This window comes from Ancylobacter tetraedralis, from assembly GCF_014195655.1.
GTDB lineage: Bacteria > Pseudomonadota > Alphaproteobacteria > Rhizobiales > Xanthobacteraceae > Ancylobacter > Ancylobacter tetraedralis.
In genome coordinates, this window is sequence record NZ_JACICD010000003.1 from 162081 (window position 1) to 180586 (window position 18506).

General features: G+C 67.2%; 15 protein-coding genes. 14 read left to right on the plus strand and 1 reads right to left on the minus strand.

Annotated elements, in window-relative coordinates; genetic code table 11:
- Positions 1 to 219: 219 nt before the first annotated feature.
- The 13 genes from urtA (at position 220) to FHS55_RS09200 (ending at position 15877) form a co-directional block, all read left to right on the plus strand.
- Positions 220 to 1530 carry an urea ABC transporter substrate-binding protein gene (urtA, locus tag FHS55_RS09140; protein WP_183189420.1) on the plus strand — a complete coding sequence of 437 codons (1311 nt, stop codon included), beginning with the start codon at positions 220 to 222 and terminating at the stop codon, positions 1528 to 1530.
- Positions 1531 to 1692: 162 nt separating this feature from the next.
- On the plus strand, positions 1693 to 3312 hold the full coding sequence (gene urtB / locus FHS55_RS09145) for an urea ABC transporter permease subunit UrtB (RefSeq protein WP_183189794.1): 1620 nt from the start codon (positions 1693 to 1695) through the stop codon (positions 3310 to 3312).
- Positions 3309 to 4463: an urea ABC transporter permease subunit UrtC gene (gene urtC / locus FHS55_RS09150; protein WP_183189421.1), complete on the plus strand. Its 1155-nt coding sequence runs from the start codon at positions 3309 to 3311 to the stop codon at positions 4461 to 4463. The genes urtB and urtC overlap by 4 nt, the downstream gene beginning before the upstream one ends.
- A gap of 10 nt (positions 4464 to 4473) precedes the next feature.
- Entirely contained in the window at positions 4474 to 5283 is an 810-nt protein-coding gene (urtD, locus tag FHS55_RS09155; protein WP_183189422.1) for an urea ABC transporter ATP-binding protein UrtD, read from the plus strand.
- 4 nt (positions 5284 to 5287) lie between these two features.
- The gene (urtE, locus tag FHS55_RS09160) at positions 5288 to 5983 is read left to right on the plus strand and encodes an urea ABC transporter ATP-binding subunit UrtE (protein ID WP_183189423.1); all 696 of its coding nucleotides are present in this window, start codon (positions 5288 to 5290) and stop codon (positions 5981 to 5983) included.
- Entirely contained in the window at positions 5958 to 6851 is an 894-nt protein-coding gene (locus FHS55_RS09165) for an urease accessory protein UreD (protein ID WP_183189424.1), read from the plus strand. The genes urtE and FHS55_RS09165 overlap by 26 nt, the downstream gene beginning before the upstream one ends.
- Positions 6852 to 6891: 40 nt before the next feature.
- Positions 6892 to 7512 (plus strand): urease subunit gamma, encoded by a 621-nt coding sequence (locus FHS55_RS09170; RefSeq protein ID WP_183189425.1) that lies wholly within the window; start codon positions 6892 to 6894, stop codon positions 7510 to 7512.
- A gap of 62 nt (positions 7513 to 7574) precedes the next feature.
- On the plus strand, positions 7575 to 9287 hold the full coding sequence (gene ureC / locus FHS55_RS09175) for an urease subunit alpha (RefSeq protein WP_183189426.1): 1713 nt from the start codon (positions 7575 to 7577) through the stop codon (positions 9285 to 9287).
- A gap of 121 nt (positions 9288 to 9408) precedes the next feature.
- Entirely contained in the window at positions 9409 to 10185 is a 777-nt protein-coding gene (locus FHS55_RS09180) for an urease accessory protein UreE (RefSeq protein WP_183189427.1), read from the plus strand.
- Between the two features lie 9 nt (positions 10186 to 10194).
- Complete coding sequence (locus FHS55_RS09185; protein ID WP_183189428.1) at positions 10195 to 10944, plus strand: urease accessory protein UreF; 750 nt, start codon at positions 10195 to 10197, stop codon at positions 10942 to 10944.
- A gap of 19 nt (positions 10945 to 10963) precedes the next feature.
- Entirely contained in the window at positions 10964 to 11602 is a 639-nt protein-coding gene (gene ureG / locus FHS55_RS09190; protein ID WP_183189429.1) for an urease accessory protein UreG, read from the plus strand.
- A gap of 151 nt (positions 11603 to 11753) precedes the next feature.
- On the plus strand, positions 11754 to 14039 hold the full coding sequence (locus tag FHS55_RS09195) for a sensor domain-containing phosphodiesterase (protein ID WP_183189430.1): 2286 nt from the start codon (positions 11754 to 11756) through the stop codon (positions 14037 to 14039).
- 113 nt (positions 14040 to 14152) lie between these two features.
- A complete protein-coding gene (locus FHS55_RS09200) occupies positions 14153 to 15877 on the plus strand; it encodes an ArnT family glycosyltransferase (protein ID WP_343056088.1) in 1725 nt (574 codons plus the stop codon).
- 38 nt (positions 15878 to 15915) lie between these two features.
- On the opposite strand, the gene metC is transcribed toward FHS55_RS09200, so the two are convergent.
- Positions 15916 to 17115: a cystathionine beta-lyase gene (gene metC / locus FHS55_RS09205; protein WP_183189432.1), complete on the minus strand. Its 1200-nt coding sequence runs from the start codon at positions 17113 to 17115 to the stop codon at positions 15916 to 15918.
- 276 nt (positions 17116 to 17391) lie between these two features.
- Between metC and FHS55_RS09210 the strand changes: the two genes are divergently transcribed.
- Positions 17392 to 18423, plus strand: a complete 1032-nt coding sequence (locus FHS55_RS09210; protein ID WP_183189795.1) for an amino acid ABC transporter substrate-binding protein — start codon at positions 17392 to 17394, stop codon at positions 18421 to 18423.
- Positions 18424 to 18506: the final 83 nt, after the last annotated feature.

Genomic DNA, 18506 nt, shown 5'->3' on the forward strand with positions numbered 1-18506 from the left:
CCTGCCGCGCCCTGTATGCAGATACGGCTTTCGTAGGGGCGAATTTGCCTAGTTTGGCGACAGGTCGCTCACGATTTGAGCGATTGATTGATTCGGAATTCGAAACTTTTGTTGCCGATCGGCAACCGACCCCGTCGCCGGCTTCTGGCACGCGCATTGCTAACTAACCCCCGGCACGCGGACGGGGGTCCTGCGTGCGAACTCCAGAAGGGAAGAAATATGCTCAACCTGTTCACCCAGGCGCGGCGTGCGGCCGGTCGCGCTGCGGTCGGCGCGACAGCCCTCGCGCTGGCCGGCCTCACCGTGCCGGCCCACGCGCAGGAAACGATCAAGGTCGGCGTGCTTCATTCGCTCTCGGGCACGATGGCGATCAGCGAGACGACGCTGAAGGACACCGTGCTGTTCATGGTGCAGGAGCAGAACGCCAAGGGTGGCGTGCTCGGCAAGAAGCTTGAAGCCGTCGTCGTCGACCCGGCGTCCAACTGGCCGCTCTTCGCCGAAAAGGCGCGCGAGCTGATCGCCAAGGACAAGGTCGCCGTGGTGTTCGGCTGCTGGACCTCGGTCTCGCGCAAGTCGGTTCTGCCGGTGTTCAAGGAGCTCAACAGCATCCTGTTCTATCCCGTCCAGTACGAGGGCGAGGAGAGCGAGCGCAACGTGTTCTACACCGGCGCCGCCCCGAACCAGCAGGCGATCCCGGCGGTCGACTACCTCATGGAGAATGAGGGCGTGAAGCGCTGGGTGCTCGCGGGCACCGACTATGTCTACCCGCGCACCACCAACAAGATTCTCGAAGCCTACCTGAAGTCCAAGGGCGTTCCCGCCGAGGACATCATGATCAACTATACGCCGTTCGGTCATTCCGACTGGCAGACCATCGTCGCCGACATCAAGAAGTTCGGTTCGGCCGGCAAGAAGACCGCCGTCGTCTCGACCATCAACGGCGATGCCAACGTTCCCTTCTACAAGGAACTCGGCAACCAGGGCATCAAGGCGACCGACATTCCGGTCGTGGCCTTCTCCGTGGGCGAGGAAGAACTCGCCGGCATTGACACCAAGCCGCTGGTCGGCCATCTCGCCGCGTGGAATTACTTCCAGTCGGTCGATACGCCCGCCAACAAGGACTTCATCGCGAAGTGGCAGGCCTATACCAAGAACCCGAAGCGCGTGACCAACGACCCGATGGAAGCCACCGTCATCGGCTTCAACATGTGGGTCAAGGCGGTCGAGAAGGCCGGCACCACCGAGCCGGACAAGGTCATCCCGGCGCTGATCGGCGTCGCGGTGCCGAACCTGTCGGGCGGCTTCTCGGCCATGATGCCGAACCACCACATCACCAAGCCGGTGCTGATCGGCGAGATCAAGGATGACGGCCAGTTCGACATCGTCGAGCAGACCCCGGGCCTGATCGTCGCCGAAGAGTGGTCGCCCCACCTCGAAGGCTCCAAGGACCTGATCTCCGATTGGCGCTCGCCGCTGAACTGCGGCAACTTCAACGTCAAGACCGGCAAGTGCGGCGGCGCGGGCAACTGATCGCCCGATCCTGAAACGATGGGGACCGGCGCTCATGGCGGCCGGTTCTCATCAGCCACCGCGCCGTGTCGTGGCCCGCTACGAGGGAAGGCGGTCTTCCGCCTTCCGCTTCGCCGCCGGAACGAGGCTCCGGTCGTCCGCATCGCAGCTTGACGGATGATGATGATTTCCAGCGCTCGACTTCGCCGCCTGTCCTGTGCGCTGTTGCTCGCCCTGTATGGGCTGTGTGGCGCGCTCTTTTCCCAGCCTGCGCTGGCGCAGGACATCAGCGCCCCGCTCGCCCAACTGGCGACCGACAATTATGCCGACACCGAGGCCGCCCTCGGCGCACTGGCCCTGAGCGGCAGCCCGGCCGCGGCCGGCATCGTGGCGGCGCTGGCCGACGGCAAGCTCGTCTTTTCGGCCGCGCCGCGCCAGGTGTTTCTGCGCACGGAGACCGGCCTCGTCGATCCTCTGACGCTCCAGCCGGTGGCCGATCCGCCGGCGGTGAAGCCGGTCCGGGTCAATAACCGCGTGCGCCGCGCCATCGAGGCCGCCAATGGCACGCTCTCTCTCGTCAGTCCCGATCCCGCCAAGCGGCTGGAGGCGGCCACGGCGGTGGCCCGTTCGCGCGACACGGCGGCGCTGCCGGCGCTCGATCTTGCGCTTTCCAAGGAAGCCGATCCGAAGGTGAAGACCGCGCTGACGCTGGCGCGCGCGTCCATTGTCATGGGCCAGCCCGGCGTCTCGGATGCCGAGCGCATCGCCGCCATCGGCCTGGTAGGCGCCGAGGGCAATCAGGACGCGCTGGCGATCCTGCAAGGCGTGCCGGCCGATTCCTCGCCGGCGGTGAAGCAGGCGGCGGCCGACGCCATTGCCGGCATCGAGCGCAGCCTCGCCATGTGGAGCATGGCGCAGAACGTGTGGTACGGGCTCTCGCTCGGCTCCGTGCTGCTGCTCGCCGCCATCGGCCTCGCCATCACCTTCGGCGTGATGGGCGTCATCAACATGGCGCATGGCGAGATGGTGATGCTCGGCGCCTACACCACTTTCGTCGTGCAGGACGCGATCCGCACCTATAATCCCGGCCTGTTCGACTGGTCGCTGATCATCGCCATCCCGCTCGCCTTCCTGTTCACCGGGCTGATCGGCGTCATCATCGAGCGCACGGTCATCCGGTTCCTGTATGGCCGCGCGCTGGAGACCCTGCTCGCCACCTGGGGTATCTCGCTGATCCTGCAGCAGGCGATCCGCACCATCTTCGGCCCCACCAACCGCGAGGTCGGCGCACCGAGCTGGATGTCCGGCTCCTTCGACATCGGCCAGCTGGCCATCACCTCCGGCCGGCTGTGGATCATCGTTTTCGCCATCCTCGTCTTCGTCGCCCTGCTGGCGACGCTGCGCATGACCCGCATCGGCCTTGAAATGCGGGCCGTGACGCAGAACCGCCGCATGGCCGCCTCCATGGGCATCCGCACCAATTGGGTGGACGCCATGACTTTCGGCCTCGGCTCCGGCATTGCCGGCATCGCTGGCGTGGCGCTCAGCCAGATCGACAATGTCTCGCCAAATCTCGGCCAGAGCTACATCATCGACAGCTTCCTCGTCGTGGTGTTCGGCGGGGTGGGCAATCTGTGGGGCACGCTGGTCGGGGCGATGTCGCTCGGCATCGCCAACAAGCTGTTGGAGCCCTATGCCGGCGCGGTGCTCGGCAAGATCGCGCTGCTCGTCATCGTCATCCTCTTCATCCAGAAGCGCCCGCGTGGCCTCTTCGCCCTCAAGGGGAGGTCGATCGAAGCATGAGCCCGTCCGATACCCGTCCGCCGACCCTCATCCCCACCAATGGCCTCGTCTTCCTCGGCGTGCTCGCCGCGGTCGCCGTGCTGGTGCCGCTGCTCAACCTGGCCACCTCGCCCGACGCCGCGGTGCACGTGCCGACCTATGTCGTCTCGCTGCTCGGCAAATATCTCACCTACGCGCTGCTCGCGCTCTCGGTGGATCTCATCTGGGGCTATGTCGGCATTCTCTCGCTCGGCCAGGGCGCGTTCTTCGCGCTCGGCGGCTACGCGATGGGCATGTACCTGATGCGCCAGATCGGCACGCGCGGCGTCTATGGCGACCCCATGCTGCCCGATTTCATGGTGTTCCTCAACTGGAAGGAACTGCCCTGGTTCTGGTACGGCTTCGATCTGTTCCCCTTCGCCCTGGTGATGGTGCTGCTGGCGCCGGGCCTGCTCGCCCTGGTGTTCGGCTGGTTCGCCTTCCGCTCGCGCGTCACCGGCGTCTATCTGTCGATCATCACCCAGGCGATGACCTTCGCCCTGCTGCTCGCCTTCTTCCGCAACGACATGGGGTTCGGCGGCAATAACGGGCTGACCGACTTCAAGGACATTCTCGGTTTCAACATCCAGTCGGATGGCACGCGGGCGGTACTGTTCTTCCTGTCGGCGCTGGCGCTGGGGCTCGGCTATGTGCTCTGCCGTTTCCTCGTGCGCTCGCATTTCGGCAAGGTGCTGATCGCCATCCGCGATGCCGAGACGCGGGTGCGCTTTACCGGCTATCGCGCGGAAAACTACAAGCTGGTCGCCTTCGTGGTCTCGGCCATGCTGGCGGGCATTGCCGGCGCGCTCTACGTGCCGCAGGTCGGCATCATCAACCCGTCAGAATTCTCGCCGGCCAATTCGATCGAGATCATCGTGTGGGTGGCGGTCGGCGGGCGCGGCACGCTGGTGGGCGCGGCGCTCGGCGCGGTGCTGGTGAACTACGCCAAGACCTATTTCACCTCTGGCTTCCTCGCCCCGTACTGGCTGTTCATGCTCGGCGGGTTGTTCGTCGCCGTCACGCTGTTCCTGCCCAAGGGCATTGTCGGCACCTTCTACGACTGGCGCGAGAAGCGGCGTCCTTCGCCCGACGCTTTGGGCGAGCCGCTGCCCGAACCGAAGCCGGCCGAGTGAGGAGCACGCGATGACCGCAACCGATACGCTGGATCCGCCCGTCGCGGCCGGAGAGGGCGCCGCGAAGAAGACGCTGACCGAGGCGCTTCTGTACCTCGACGGCGTGACCGTCACCTTCGACGGCTTCCGCGCGCTGAACGCGCTGTCCTTCACCATCGATCCCGGCGAGATGCGCGCCATCATCGGCCCCAACGGCGCCGGCAAGACCACGATGATGGACGTCATCACCGGCAAGACGCGGCCCGACAAGGGCGACGTCTTCTTCGACGGCGGCACCACCGACCTCACCAAGCTCGACGAGACGCAGATCGCCACGCTGGGCATCGGCCGCAAGTTCCAGAAGCCGACCGTGTTCGAAAGCCACACGGTGCTCGACAATCTGCGCCTCGCGCTCAAGGGCCAGCGGCGCGCGCTGCCCAACATCTTCCGCCGCGAGACCGCCGCCGCGCGCGAGCGCATCGACGAGATCTTCGAGACCATCAAGCTCACCGAGCATCGCGGCCGCCTCGGCGGGGCGCTCTCGCACGGCCAGAAGCAGTGGCTGGAAATCGGCATGCTGCTGGCGCAGGACCCGCGCCTGCTTCTGGTCGACGAGCCGGTGGCGGGCATGACCGACGCGGAAACCGCGCAGACCGCCGAATTGCTGCGCGCGATCAACGCCAACGGCCATTCGGTGGTTGTCGTGGAGCACGACATGACTTTCGTGCGCGACCTCGGCGTACGGGTCATGTGCCTGCACGAGGGCTCGGTGCTGGCCGAAGGCACGCTCGATCAGGTCAGCGCCAATGAGCGCGTCATCGAAGTCTATCTGGGACGCTGAAGGCATGCTCGAGGTTCAGGACGTCAATCTGTTCTACGGCGCGGCGCAGGCCCTGCGCGGGGTGTCGCTCAAGGCGGAGCCGGGCAAGGTGACCTGCGTGCTCGGGCGCAACGGGGTGGGCAAGACGAGCCTGATGCGCGCCATCGTCGGGCAGGCGCCGGTGGCGAAGGGATCGATCCGCTTCAACGGCGAGGACATCACCACCATGGCGCCCTCCGAGCGGGCGCGGCGCGGCATCGCCTTCGTGCCGCAGGGGCGCGAGATCTTCCCCCTGCTCACCGTGGCGGAAAACCTTCAGACCGGCTTCGCGCCGCTGAAGCGGGCGGATCGTTTCATCCCCGATGACGTGTTCTCGCTGTTCCCGGTGCTGGACAGCATGATGCGCCGGCGCGGCGGCGACCTCTCGGGCGGGCAGCAGCAGCAGCTGGCCATCGGCCGCGCGCTGACCATGCGGCCCAAGGTTCTGGTGCTGGACGAGCCAACCGAGGGCATCCAGCCCTCCATCATCAAGGATATCGGCAACGCCATCCGCTACCTACGCTCGAAGGGTGACATCGCCATCGTGCTGGTCGAGCAGTATTTCGACTTCGCCAAAGAACTCGCGGACCATTTCATCGTCATGGAGCGCGGCGCCGTGGTGATGTCGGGCGATGGCGCCGCCCTTGAGGATCCCGATGTTCGCAACCGAATTGCCGTTTGAACCCGTTGCCGCCTCGATCCCGATCGAGCGGCGCGGGCAGGGGCGGCTTGTCGTGGAGGCGCACGCGCGGGACGGGCGCACGCAGCGAGGGCGGGTCGAGGAATCGGGCTTCGCCCGGGTGCGCTTTCCGCTCTCCGGCCGCCGCGCCCATGCGCTGGAGGCGGTGCTGATCAATACTGGCGGCGGACTGGCCGGGGGCGATGTCTCGCAGACGATCATCCGCGCGGCAGACGCTGCCCAACTCGTCGTCACCACCCAGGCGGCGGAGAAGATCTACCGTTCCGACGGCGCGCTTTCGCGCATCGCGGTGGACCTTTCGGCCGGAGCGGGCGCGCGGATCGACTGGATGCCGCAGTCGACCATCGTGTTTGACGGCGCGCGGGTGGAGCGCTCCATCGCGGCCGAGATCGCGGCCGACGCGCGGCTGCTGCTGGTGGAGCCGGTGATCCTCGGGCGCACCGCGCGCGGCGAGCGCTTCCGCCAGGGCCTGCTGCATGACCGCTGGCGCATCCGCCGCAACGGCAGGCTCGTCTATGCCGACGGGTTGCAGCTGGAGGGCGACATCGCGCGCCTGCTCGATCGCCGCGCCACGGCCGGCGGCTGGGCGGCCTTTGCGACGCTGCTGCTGGTCGCGCCCGATGCGGAAGGCCGGCTGCAGGAGGTGCGCGCCGCGCTCGGCCTGCGCGATGGCTCGCCCGAAGATCCGCCCGATACGCTGCCCGCCAATCTCGAGGCCGGCGCCAGCGCCTGGGACGGCATGCTGTCGGTTCGGCTGCTGGCCCGGGACGGCGCGCCGCTGGAGGCCGCGATCCGCCGTGTCCTCGCCGCGCTGGGCGTCGCCGACATTCCGCGTATCTGGCATTCCTGATGCAGGTAACACTCGCCTTATTCGATCCGGAGACCGCCCGATGAACCTGAGCCCGCGCGAGAAGGACAAGCTGCTCGTCGCCATGTCCGCGATGGTGGCGCGCCGCCGCCTGGAGCGTGGCGTGAAGCTCAACCATCCCGAGGCGATCGCGCTGATCACCGATGTGGTGATCGAGGGCGCGCGCGACGGCAAGAGCGTGGCCGAGCTGATGACGCTCGGCGCGCAGGTGCTGACCCGCGATCAGGTGATGCCGGGCGTCGCCGAGATGATCTACGACATCCAGGTCGAGGCGACCTTTCCGGACGGCACCAAGCTCGTCACCGTGCACGAGCCGATCCCGTGGCACAGCGGCCCTGGGGCGCCGGGCGAGTTGCTCATCGAGGAAGGTGAGATCGAGCTGCTGGTCGGGCGCGAGATCATCGACCTCGTCGTCGCCAACACCGGCGACCGGCCGATCCAGGTCGGCAGCCATTACCATTTCTTCGAGACCAACCCGGCGCTGGCCTTCGACCGCGCGCGGGCGCGCGGCATGCGCCTCGCCATTCCTTCCGGCACCGCGGTGCGCTTCGAGCCGGGCCAGAGCCGCGAGGTGAAGCTGGTGGCGCTCGCCGGGGACCGCGAGGTCTATGGCTTCCGCCAGGACGTGATGGGCTCGCTCTAGGCGACGGTATCCGCCCGCCCGCACCTCCTTGCCCGCGGCCTTGCCGCTGAACGGATTGTCCCATGTCGATCAAGATTTCCCGCGCCACCTATGCCGAGATGTTCGGTCCGACAACCGGCGACCGGGTCCGGCTCGCCGATACCGCGCTCATCATCGAGGTGGAGAAGGACTTCACCGTCTATGGCGAGGAGGTGAAGTTCGGCGGCGGCAAGACTATTCGCGACGGCATGGGCCAGTCGCAGGTCACGCGCGCCGCGGGCGCGGTGGACACGGTCATCACCAATGCGCTGATCCTCGACCACTGGGGCATCGTGAAGGCCGATATCGGCCTGCGCGACGGGCGCATCGCCGGCATCGGCAAGGCGGGCAATCCGGCGATCCAGCCGGGCGTCGACATCGTCATCGGCGCCTCGACCGAGATCATTGCCGGCGAGGGCAAGATCATCACCGCCGGCGGCTTCGACAGCCATATCCACTTCATCTGCCCGCAGCAGGTCGAGCACGCGCTGATGAGCGGCGTTACCACCCTGCTGGGCGGCGGCACGGGGCCGGCCGCCGGCACCAACGCCACCACCTGCACGCCCGGCCCGTGGCATATCGAGATGATGCTGCGCGCCGCCGACAGCTTCCCCGTCAATCTCGCCTTCTCCGGCAAGGGCAACGCCTCGCTGCCCGGCCCGCTGGTCGAGCAGATCGAGGCCGGCGCCTGCGCGCTGAAGCTGCACGAGGACTGGGGCACGACGCCCGCGGCCATCGACAATTGCCTCTCGGTGGCCGACGACTACGACATCCAGGTGATGATCCACTCGGACACGCTGAACGAGAGCGGCTTCGTCGAGGACACGATCGAGGCGTTCAAGGGCCGCACCATCCACGCCTTCCACACCGAAGGGGCGGGCGGCGGCCATGCGCCCGATATCATGAAGGTGGCGGGCCTGCCCAACGTGCTGCCGTCTTCCACCAACCCGACCCGACCCTTCACGGTGAACACGCTGGACGAGCATCTCGACATGCTCATGGTGTGCCACCATCTCGACCCGCTGATCGCCGAGGATCTCGCCTTCGCCGAAAGCCGCATCCGCAAGGAGACCATCGCGGCCGAGGACATCCTGCACGATCTCGGCGCCATCTCGATGATGAGTTCGGACAGCCAGGCCATGGGCCGGCTCGGCGAGGTGGTCACCCGCACCTGGCAGACCGCGCACAAGATGAAGCTGCAGCGTGGCCTGCTGCCGGGAGACAGCGAGCGCAACGACAATGCGCGCGCCAAGCGCTATGTCGCGAAATACACCATCAACCCGGCCATCGCGCATGGCGTGTCGCGCCATATCGGCTCGGTCGAGGCGGGCAAGCTGGCCGATCTCGTCGTGTGGTCGCCAGCTTTTTTCGGAACCAAGCCGGACATGATCATCAAGGGCGGCGTCATCGTGGCGGCGCGCATGGGCGATCCCAACGCCTCCATCCCCACGCCCCAGCCGGTGCATTACCGGCCGATGTTCGGTGCCTTCGGCAAGGCACGCACCGCCACCAGCGTCACCTTCGTCTCGAAGGCGGCGATCGAGCGCGGTGTCGGGGACAAGCTCGGCCTCGCCAAGACGCTGGTGGCGGTGGAGAATGTGCGCGGCGGGATTTCCAAGGCGTCGATGATCCACAATGACGCGACACCGCATCTGGAGATCGACCCGGAGACCTATGAGGTGCGCGCCGATGGCGAATTGCTGACCTGCGCCCCCGCCACCGAGCTGCCCATGGCGCAGCGCTACTTCCTGTTCTAAGGATCGGTGAGACTGGCCGCGCGCCTCCTCGGAGGAAGCGCGGCGGATTTCAGCCGCGTAGGCATGGCATCGCCGCAAAGGTTTCCCACCTTTGTGGCAGCTGTCCCGAGGAGACCCGATCATGATCCGTGCCCGTTCGCTTCTGCCCGCCGGAACCTGGGACGCCGCCCAAGCGGCCGACCGCGTGGTGCTGCCGCATGACGGCCGCCACCGCCGCCGTATCGCCATGCGCGGGGAGGGCGACGTGGTATTCCTGCTCGACCTGCCGGAGGCGACCCGCCTGAAGCAGGGCGACGGGCTGGCGCTCGACGACGGGCGCACCATCGCCGTGGTGGCGGCGGACGAGCCGGTGGCGGAGATAGTCGCGCGCGATTCCCATCACCTCGCCCGCCTCGCCTGGCATCTGGGCAACCGGCATGTGCCGGCCGAACTGCTGGAAGACCGAATCCGCATCGCCCGCGATCCCGTGCTGGAGGAAATGGCGCGCGGCCTGGGCGCGCGCGTCGACGTGGTCGACGCGGCCTTCGAGCCGGAAGGCGGCGCCTATGAGGCGGCCGAGGCACATGGCCATCCCCATGGCCACGCGCATGACGATGCGCATGATCACCACCATGCCCATGGCGAGGCCTGCGGCTGCGGCCATGACCATGGCGACCATGATCACGAACACCATGACCATGAGCGCCACGGTCACCAACCTCATTCGCATCATGATCACGGCGACGCGGCGCACGCGCCGGCGGCGGCACCGGAGCGCGACGTGCTGCATGTTCATGAACATGCCCGCGAGCATGCGCACGAGCACAAGCATGGCGACGCCTGCGGTTGCGGACAGGATCACAGCCATGATCACGAGCATGCGCACGATCCTTCCCATGGCCATCGCCACGGCCACTAGGCCCGCGCGATGAGCGGAGACGCCGCACCCGAGCGCCGCTTGCCCGCGGGTGTCGCATCGTCGCAGACCACGTCCGCCGAGGCGCCCGCCGATCTACTGGCGCTGTTCGTCTGGCTGTCGCCGGCCTATCCGGTCGGCGCCTTCGCCTATTCGCACGCCCTCGAATGGGCGGTGGAGACCGGCGACATCCGCGATGCGGCGACGCTGGCAGGCTGGGTGGACGATCTGCTGCGCCATGGCGGGCCCTTCGCCGATGCGGTTCTGCTGGCCCATGCCTGGCGCGCGACGGAGACGGAGGACGATGCCGCGCTGGCGGAGGTGCTGGAGCTTGCCAGCGCCTTCGCGCCGGCCCGCGAGCGGCAGATGGAGACGCTGAACCAGGGCGATGCCTTCATCAGTGCCACCCGGCTCGCCTGGCCCTCGCCGCGTCTCGATCGACTGCCCGACATATGGGCCGGGCGTGTCGCCTATCCGGTCGCGGTGGGCATCGCGGCCGCCGCGCACGGGCTGCCGCTGGGGGCGACGCTCGGCGCCTATCTCAATGCGGTGGCGGCCAATCTCATTTCGGCGGCGGTGCGCCTCGTGCCGCTCGGCCAGACCGATGGCAACCGCACGCTGGCGGGTACGACAAGCACCGTCCGCGCCGTGGTGCCGCTCGCTCTGCAGGTGCCGCTCGATCGTCTCGGCGGCGCGGCGTTTCGTTCCGACATCGCGGCCATGCGCCACGAGACGCAATATACGCGGCTGTTCCGCAGTTGAGGCGAGGGGAGTTCATTCGATGGCAATTGAGGCGAGCAGTCCGCTGCGAGTGGGCATTGGCGGGCCGGTGGGCTCCGGCAAGACGGCACTGATGGAGGCTTTGTGCCGCACGTTCCGGGACCGTTACGACCTCTGCGCCATCACCAACGACATCTACACCAAGGAAGACGCCGAGATCCTCACCCGGGCAGGCGCCCTGCCGGCCGAGCGCATCATGGGCGTGGAGACCGGGGGGTGCCCGCACACGGCGATCCGCGAAGACGCCTCCGCCAATCTCGCGGCGATAGCGGAGATGCGCGCGCGCTTTCCCAAGCTGGACCTGATCCTTATCGAATCCGGCGGCGACAATCTAGCAGCCACCTTCTCGCCCGAGCTTGCCGACCTTACCGTCTATGTGATCGACGTCTCGGCCGGCGAGAAGATTCCGCGCAAGGGCGGGCCGGGCATCACGCGTTCGGACTTGCTGGTGATCAACAAGACCGACCTCGCCCCTCATGTGGGCGCGTCGCTCGAAGTGATGGACCGCGACTCCCGGCGCATGCGCGGCCGGCGGCCCTTCGTGTTCTCCAACATCCGCAGCGGAAGCGGGGTTGCGGAGGTCGCGCGCTTCATCGAGGAGGCGGGTGGGCTGGTGCCGGCGGAGGCCGGCGCGGTGTAGTGATTACCCTCTATTGCCGCAATGGTTGCAGGATGGTCAAATCGCCGCGTGATGGTATCATGCGGCTTTCTTGCTGGCATGCTTGCTACTGCGGTCCCGTGGGTCCGACGGGTCGCGCGCTATTTGCTTTAGCCGTCCTATCGGGTGCCAGATGGATTTTCCGCTTCCCGACAACGAAGCCGAGCGCCTTGCCGAGTTGCATGCGCTCGATATTCTGCGCTCGGCAAGCGCCGAGGCGCTGGACGGGGTCTGCGTGCTCGCGCGGCAGATGTTCGACGTGCCCTATGCCTGCATCGGCCTTGTCAACGAGGACCGGCATATCTTCAAGGCCAATTCCGGCTGGGGCGATACCGATGGAACGTCCCGGGCCCATTCCTTCGGCACCTGGACGATCCTGTCCTCCGAGACGCTGTTCATCCCGGATACCCGCACGGATCCCCGTTTCGCGAGCAATATCTACGTCACCGGTCCTCCGCACATCCGTTTCTATTTGGGTTCGCCGCTCGCGCTGCGTCCGGGGGTGAATATTGGCTCGCTCTGCATTTTCGGCTGCGAGCCGCGCGAATTGCGGCCGGGTGATCTTGCACTCCTCAGCCATCTGACGCGCATCATTATCGACCAGTTCCGGCTGCATCAGGCGAACCAGCGCGCCAAGCGCGAGCTGGAGCACCGACGTGCCAGTCAATGCCTGCTGGAAACGCAGAGCCGGGAATTGTGGCGCCGGCAGACGCTGCTCGCCCAGACCGAGCGCATGGCCCGGGTGGGCGGCTGGGAATATGACGTCGCCAGCGCCCGGCTGAGCTGGTCGGACGGCGTCTTCCGCATTTACGGACTGACGCCGGGACTTGAGCCGACCACCGCGCTGGCGCAGTCCTATTTCCCGAGCGAGGCGCGCCAGCATTTCCAGAAGCGTTTCGAGGCCGCGCTGCGCACGGCGGAGCCGTTCGAGTTGGAACTGCCCTTCATCAACGCGCAGGGTCATCACCGGCTGATCCGCAAGACCTGCGAACTGGAGACGGACGGTGCCAGGGTGCTGCGCGCCTTCGGCATCCTGCAGGACATTACCGAGCAGAAGGAAGCCGAGCAGCGCATGTGGCACATGGCCAATCATGATGCGCTGACGGATCTGCCCAACCGTGGGCTGATGCGCGAAAAGCTCGATCTGGCGGTGCGCCGCGCCCGTCGCGCCAGCCATAATGTCGGCGTGCTTCTCGTCGATCTCGACCATTTCAAGGATGTGAACGACACGCTCGGGCACGATGCCGGCGATGCGCTTCTCGTGGAGGCCGCGCGCCGGCTGAGCGGCTGCGTCGACGATGCCGACACGGTGGCGCGGCTGGGCGGCGATGAATTCATCGTGCTGCTGTCGCGGCTGACGAGCCCGGCCGAGGGCATGGCGGTGGCGCAGCAGCTTCTCGCCGTGCTGGCGCAGCCGTTCAGCTATCGGCGCTCCACCCTGTCCTGCCAGGGCAGCATCGGGGTGACGGTTGCCCCCATCCACGGCAGCGATCCGCTGACCCTGCTGAAGAATGCGGACATCGCCCTCTATCGCGCCAAGTCGGCCGGTCGCGGGGTGGCGGTGGAATATGACCCGCGCATGCAGCAGGCGACCGAGAGCCGCATCCAGCTCGCCGCGCGAATCCGCTTGGCCCTGCGCCATGGCGAGCTTGTGCCCTATTACCAGCCCAAGGTTTCGCTGACCAACGGAGAAATCGTCGGTTTCGAGGCGCTGATGCGCTGGCACCATCCGCGCCGGGGCGTGCTGGGGCCGCAGGATTTCGGCGAGGTATTCGACGATCCCCAGCTCTCGATCGAGATCGGCGAGCAGCTGCTCGGCCAGGCGACGCGCGACATGGCACGCTGGGCGGCGATGAACTGCCCGTTCGGCCATGTCGCCATCAATGTAAGCTCGGCGGAATTCTCGCGCGGCCACCTTGCCGAGCGGGTGCTGGCGGCACTTGCCGCTGCCCGGCTTGCCCCCGAGCTCATGGTGGTCGAAGTGACGGAGTCGGTGTTCCTTGGCCGCTCCATGGAGACGGTCCGCCAGAGCCTGCAGGCGCTCAGCCATGCCGGCGTGAAGATCAGCCTCGACGATTTCGGCACCGGTTACGCCTCGCTCACCCATCTGAAGCAGTTCCCGGTCGATCGCATCAAGATCGATCGCTCTTTCGTGCAGGATCTCGAACACGATGCCGACGACGCCGCCATCGTGCGCGCGGTCATCCATCTGGGCCGAAGCCTGGGCATCGAGACCGTGGCGGAAGGGGTTGAGACCCGGGCCCAGGCTGCCTATCTGCGCGCCAATGGCTGCGATTTCGCGCAGGGCTTTCTCTATGCGAGGGCGCTGCCGGCCTCGCGCGTGCCGGCGCTGATGGAGGGCTGGTGCGCGGCCGATGCCGTTCATGGCTCCGACGGGCCGCTGGTCGTCGCGGTCTGAGCGCGGGTGACGCGCGGTGGGGGCGGCGCTTCTGATATGGTCGCCGCCTACCGAATCGGACGAGCGCGATGACTGGCAGAACTGCATGGGAGACCGGGCCTGGGACGTCGCCCGTGCGACGCAACGGGCTGCGGATCGCAAGTCACATCGTCGCCCTGTTCGACGCCTGCGCCACCTCGACGCGGCGTGCCTGCCTGTTCCTGACATTGGTCAGCCTTCTGGCCTTCCTGCCCGGCTTCTTCGCGCTGCCCGTGCTGGATCGGGATGAGGCACGCTTCGCGCTGATCTCGCGGCAGATGGTGGAGACCGGCGATCTGACCGATGTCCGGCTCGGGCTGGAAGGCCAGCGCACGCGGCCGTTCGGGCTGTACTGGCTGCAATCGGCGCTGGTGGCTGGGGCACAGGCGGTCGGCATGCCGGACGCGGCGCGCAGCATCTGGCTCTATCGGCTACCCTCCCTGCTGCTGGCCATCGCGTCGGTGCTGCTGAGCTACTGGGCCGCGCTCGGCTTTGTCGGGCGTCGGGCGGCGCTACTGGCCGGGCTGCTGCTGGCAACCTCGGCATCGGTCGGCGTCATTGCCCGCCTCGCCGTGCCGGATGCGGCGATGCTTGCGGCCGCCGCCGCGATGATCGGCGCGATCGGCCGTCTCTATGTGCGCGAGACCCCGGTGCTGGCCGCGGGCACGGCCGATCCGTCCGCCACCCGCCGCCTGGTGGCGCTGTTCTGGGCGGCGCTGGCCTTTGCCTTCCTCTTCAAGGGGTTGTTCGCGCTGGTCTATCCGGCGCTGGCGCTGACGGCCCTGGTGGCGCTTGACCGTTCGCTGCGCCTGCCGCGGCTGCTGGCGCGTTTTCCGCTGGGGATTGTCCTCCTGCTGGCGATGGGGGCCATCTGGTACTATCTGCGCCATTTCGCCGGCCCGACCGACGGGTTGACGACGCGCTTCGTCGTCGGCTGGGTGGCGCCGGCCTTCACCGGCATCGGTGCGCCGCCCGGCGCCTTCCTCTTGATGTTCTGGGCGCTGTTCTGGCCGGCCGCGCCGCTGGTGGCGCTCGCGGTACCCATCATCTGGAAGGCGCGCCGGCTGCGGGGGGTGCGCAGCCTGCTGGTGTGGATCCTGCCGGTCTGGTTTCTGCTCGAACTGCTGCCGACGAAGTTTCCCGCCCATCTCGTGCCCACCTTCCCGGCGATCGCCATTCTGGTCGGTCTGGCGGTGGAGAAGGGGGCGCTGGCGCTGGCCAATGCGCGGCTGGCCCGCATTCTCTGGCTCTGGCCGCTGCTCGGCGCCATCATCGCCATCTCGTCGCTGCTGGTCCTGGCGGTGCTGGATCGGACAACGAGCCTTCTGGCCTGGCCGCTGCTGCTGGCGGGCCTGTTCGCGCTGATCACCGCTGCCAGCGCGGTGCGCGAATACGGGGTGGAGAAGGCGACGCTGCTCGCGCTGGCCGGCACGCTGGTGTCCGGCTTCGGCGTGGTCGATCTGGTGATTCCGAAGATGGAGAGTCTGTGGCTGTCGCGGCGCATGGCCGCGGTGGTGGAGGGCGAGGCCTGCGCGGCCGGCGCCGCGTCGCTGGCGGTCGGCACGGCCGGCTACAACGAGGCGAGCCTGATGTTCGAACTGCCGGGGCGGACCTGGCTGCTCGACGGCGGCAGTGCCGCCGATTTCCTCAAGGAGGGCGGCTGCCGCCTCGTCTTCGTGGAAAGCCGGCAGGAGGCGCGCTTCGTGCGCCGGGCCGAGGCCATCGGCCTGCGGATCGAGCGCCGGGCCGATATTCGCGGCTATGAATATACCAATGGCCGCCGCGTGCGGATTTCGCTCTATCGCAATTCCGGCGGCTGAGTGCCGCGCTCAACCGCCGGCGGCTGCGCGTTCGCGCGTCAGCCGGCGTCGTCCGCGGCGCGCAGCCGGGCGAAGCCCTGCTCGAGGTCGGCGATCAGGTCGGCTGGATCCTCCAGCCCGATATGCAGCCGCAGCGTCGGCCCGCCCGGCTCCCAATGCGTGGCGGTGCGCGAGGAGCGGCAGTCGAAGGGGATGATGAGGCTCTCGAAGCCGCCCCAGCTGTAACCCATGCCGAACAGCGCGAGATGGTCGAGCATCGCCGCGACCGAGGCCTTCGACACGGGCTTGAGGATGAGGCTGAACAGGCCGGACGCGCCCTTGAAGTCGCGCTTCCACACCGCGTGTCCGGGATCGTCCGGCAGGCCCGGGTGCAGCACGCGCGCGACTTCCGGCCGCCCGGCCAGCCAATGGGCGATCGTCAGCGCGGATTGCTGGTGCCGCGCCAGCCGCACCGCCAGCGTGCGCAGCCCGCGCGCGGCGAGGAAGGCATCTTCGGGGGCAATGGTGAGGCCAAGATCGCCATACGTGCCCTTCACGCGGTCAAACTGCGCGGCATTGGCGGAAATAATGCCGATATTGATGTCGGAATGGCCACTTATGTACTTGGTGCCGGCCTGGATGGAAATGTCCACGCCGGCATCATGCGGCCGGAAGAACAGCGGCGTCGCCCAGGTATTGTCCATCAGCGTCACGATCCCGCGCCGCTGCGCGACCTCCACGATGGCGGGGATGTCCTGCATCTCGAAAGATTGCGACCCGGGCGCCTCCAGAAAGATCGCCCGCGTGTTCGGCCGGATGAGCTGTTCGATGCCGGCACCCGCGAGCGGGTCGTAATAGGTGGTCTCGATACCGTAGCGCTTCAGCACCACGTCGCAGATCCGCCGCGTGGGATGGTAGCAGGTATCGACCATCAGCAGGTGGTCGCCCGCCTGCAGCACCGACAGCAGGCCGATGCTCACGGCGGAAAGGCCGGATGGGGTAAGCACCACGCCGGCGCCCCCTTCCAGCACGCACATGGCCTGCTCCAGCCCTTCCAGCGTGGGGTTGCCGCGCCGGCCATAGGTGTAGCGGCCGGCATGCCCCTCGAGATCGGCGACGGTGGGCGAGAGCACGGTGGAGCCACGCACGATGGGGGTATTCACGAACCCGTCATAACGCTGGGGATCGCGACCGGCGACAACCAGCTCGGTTTCGACGGCAAAGGCGGGGCGGTTGGCGCCCCCGGTCTGGCGGGACATGCGTTTCAGAGGCTCCTGCATCGATGCTGGGGGCATTGATGATGGATGGACAAGCTCCGTCAAGCGCTTGACCGAAAGACGATAGAGCGTTCTGATGACCTTAGGGCTGCCGCGGGGCGGTGCATCCCTTTGCTCCGCTGCGGATCAGACCAAGGACGCAGGGTGTGCCACCCGGGCGCGGCATGCCGCGGCACACGAATTGCTTTGACTGTTCACCCGTGCCGTCCGTTACGGCAGATGGCACGTCAATCATAACCGATGAAGAAGGCTGCAATGATGAAACGCCTCCTCTCCACGCTTGCCCTCGCGGGTGCCTGCGGCCTCGCGGCCGTTGGCGCGCAGGCGCAGACGAAGCCGGCAAAGCTCGACCAGATCAAGGCGAAGGGCTTTGTCCAGTGCGGCGTCAGCCAGGGTCTGCCGGGTTTCTCGACACCCGACGACAAGGGCAACTGGACCGGACTCGACGTTGACTTCTGCCGCGCCGTCGCGGCAGCCGTGTTTGGCGATGCCACGAAGGTGAAGTTCACCCCCCTCTCGGCCAAGGACCGCTTCACCGCGCTGCAGTCCGGCGACATCGACGTTCTTTCCCGCAACACCACCTGGACGATCTCGCGCGATACCTCGCTGGGCCTCAACTTCACGGGCGTCACCTATTATGACGGCCAGGGCTTCATGATCCGCAAGGACAAGAAGGTCACGTCCGCGATGGAACTGTCGGGCGCCTCGGTCTGCACGCAGACCGGCACCACGACCGAGCAGAACCTGGCCGACTTCTTCCGCGCCAACAACATGACCTATGAAGTCATCGCCTTCGCCACCAATGACGAGGTGGTCAAGGCCTATGACGCGGGCCGTTGCGACGTGCTGACCACGGACCGCTCCGGCCTGGCCGGCGAGCGCCTGAAGCTCACCAACCCCGACGACCACATCGTCCTGCCGGAAATCATCTCCAAGGAGCCGCTCGGCCCGGTGGTCGCTCACGGCGATGACCAGTGGTTCGACATCGTCAAGTGGGTGCTGTTCGCGCAGCTCACCGCGGAAGAACTCGGCGTGAACTCGAAGAACGTCGACGAGCAGCTGAAGTCCTCCGCCAACCCCGAAGTGAAGCGCCTGCTCGGCACCGAAGGCAAGTTCGGCGAGGGCATGGGCATCGGCAACGACTGGGGCTACCAGATCGTCAAGACGGTCGGCAATTACGGCGAAATGTATGACCGCAATGTCGGCCCCGACACCCCGCTGAAGCTCGCCCGCGGCGTCAATGCGCTGTGGAACAAGGGCGGCCTCCAGTACGCGCCGCCGATCCGCTGAGACGCGGCTAGCGAAAAGGCTCCCGGCGTCATGTCGGGAGCCACCTCGTCCGGCCAGACCAGCCAAAAAGGCGGCGTGCCGGG

Coding starts and splice junctions, on each gene's coding strand:
- urtA (WP_183189420.1), top strand. CDS start 220: ATGCTCAACCTGTTCACCCAGGCGCGGCGTGCGGCCGGTCGCGCTGCG.
- urtB (WP_183189794.1), top strand. CDS start 1,693: ATGATTTCCAGCGCTCGACTTCGCCGCCTGTCCTGTGCGCTGTTGCTC.
- urtC (WP_183189421.1), top strand. CDS start 3,309: ATGAGCCCGTCCGATACCCGTCCGCCGACCCTCATCCCCACCAATGGC.
- urtD (WP_183189422.1), top strand. CDS start 4,474: ATGACCGCAACCGATACGCTGGATCCGCCCGTCGCGGCCGGAGAGGGC.
- urtE (WP_183189423.1), top strand. CDS start 5,288: ATGCTCGAGGTTCAGGACGTCAATCTGTTCTACGGCGCGGCGCAGGCC.
- FHS55_RS09165 (WP_183189424.1), top strand. CDS start 5,958: ATGTTCGCAACCGAATTGCCGTTTGAACCCGTTGCCGCCTCGATCCCG.
- FHS55_RS09170 (WP_183189425.1), top strand. CDS start 6,892: ATGAACCTGAGCCCGCGCGAGAAGGACAAGCTGCTCGTCGCCATGTCC.
- ureC (WP_183189426.1), top strand. CDS start 7,575: ATGTCGATCAAGATTTCCCGCGCCACCTATGCCGAGATGTTCGGTCCG.
- FHS55_RS09180 (WP_183189427.1), top strand. CDS start 9,409: ATGATCCGTGCCCGTTCGCTTCTGCCCGCCGGAACCTGGGACGCCGCC.
- FHS55_RS09185 (WP_183189428.1), top strand. CDS start 10,195: ATGAGCGGAGACGCCGCACCCGAGCGCCGCTTGCCCGCGGGTGTCGCA.
- ureG (WP_183189429.1), top strand. CDS start 10,964: ATGGCAATTGAGGCGAGCAGTCCGCTGCGAGTGGGCATTGGCGGGCCG.
- FHS55_RS09195 (WP_183189430.1), top strand. CDS start 11,754: ATGGATTTTCCGCTTCCCGACAACGAAGCCGAGCGCCTTGCCGAGTTG.
- metC (WP_183189432.1), bottom strand. CDS start 17,115: ATGTCCCGCCAGACCGGGGGCGCCAACCGCCCCGCCTTTGCCGTCGAA.
- FHS55_RS09210 (WP_183189795.1), top strand. CDS start 17,392: ATGAAACGCCTCCTCTCCACGCTTGCCCTCGCGGGTGCCTGCGGCCTC.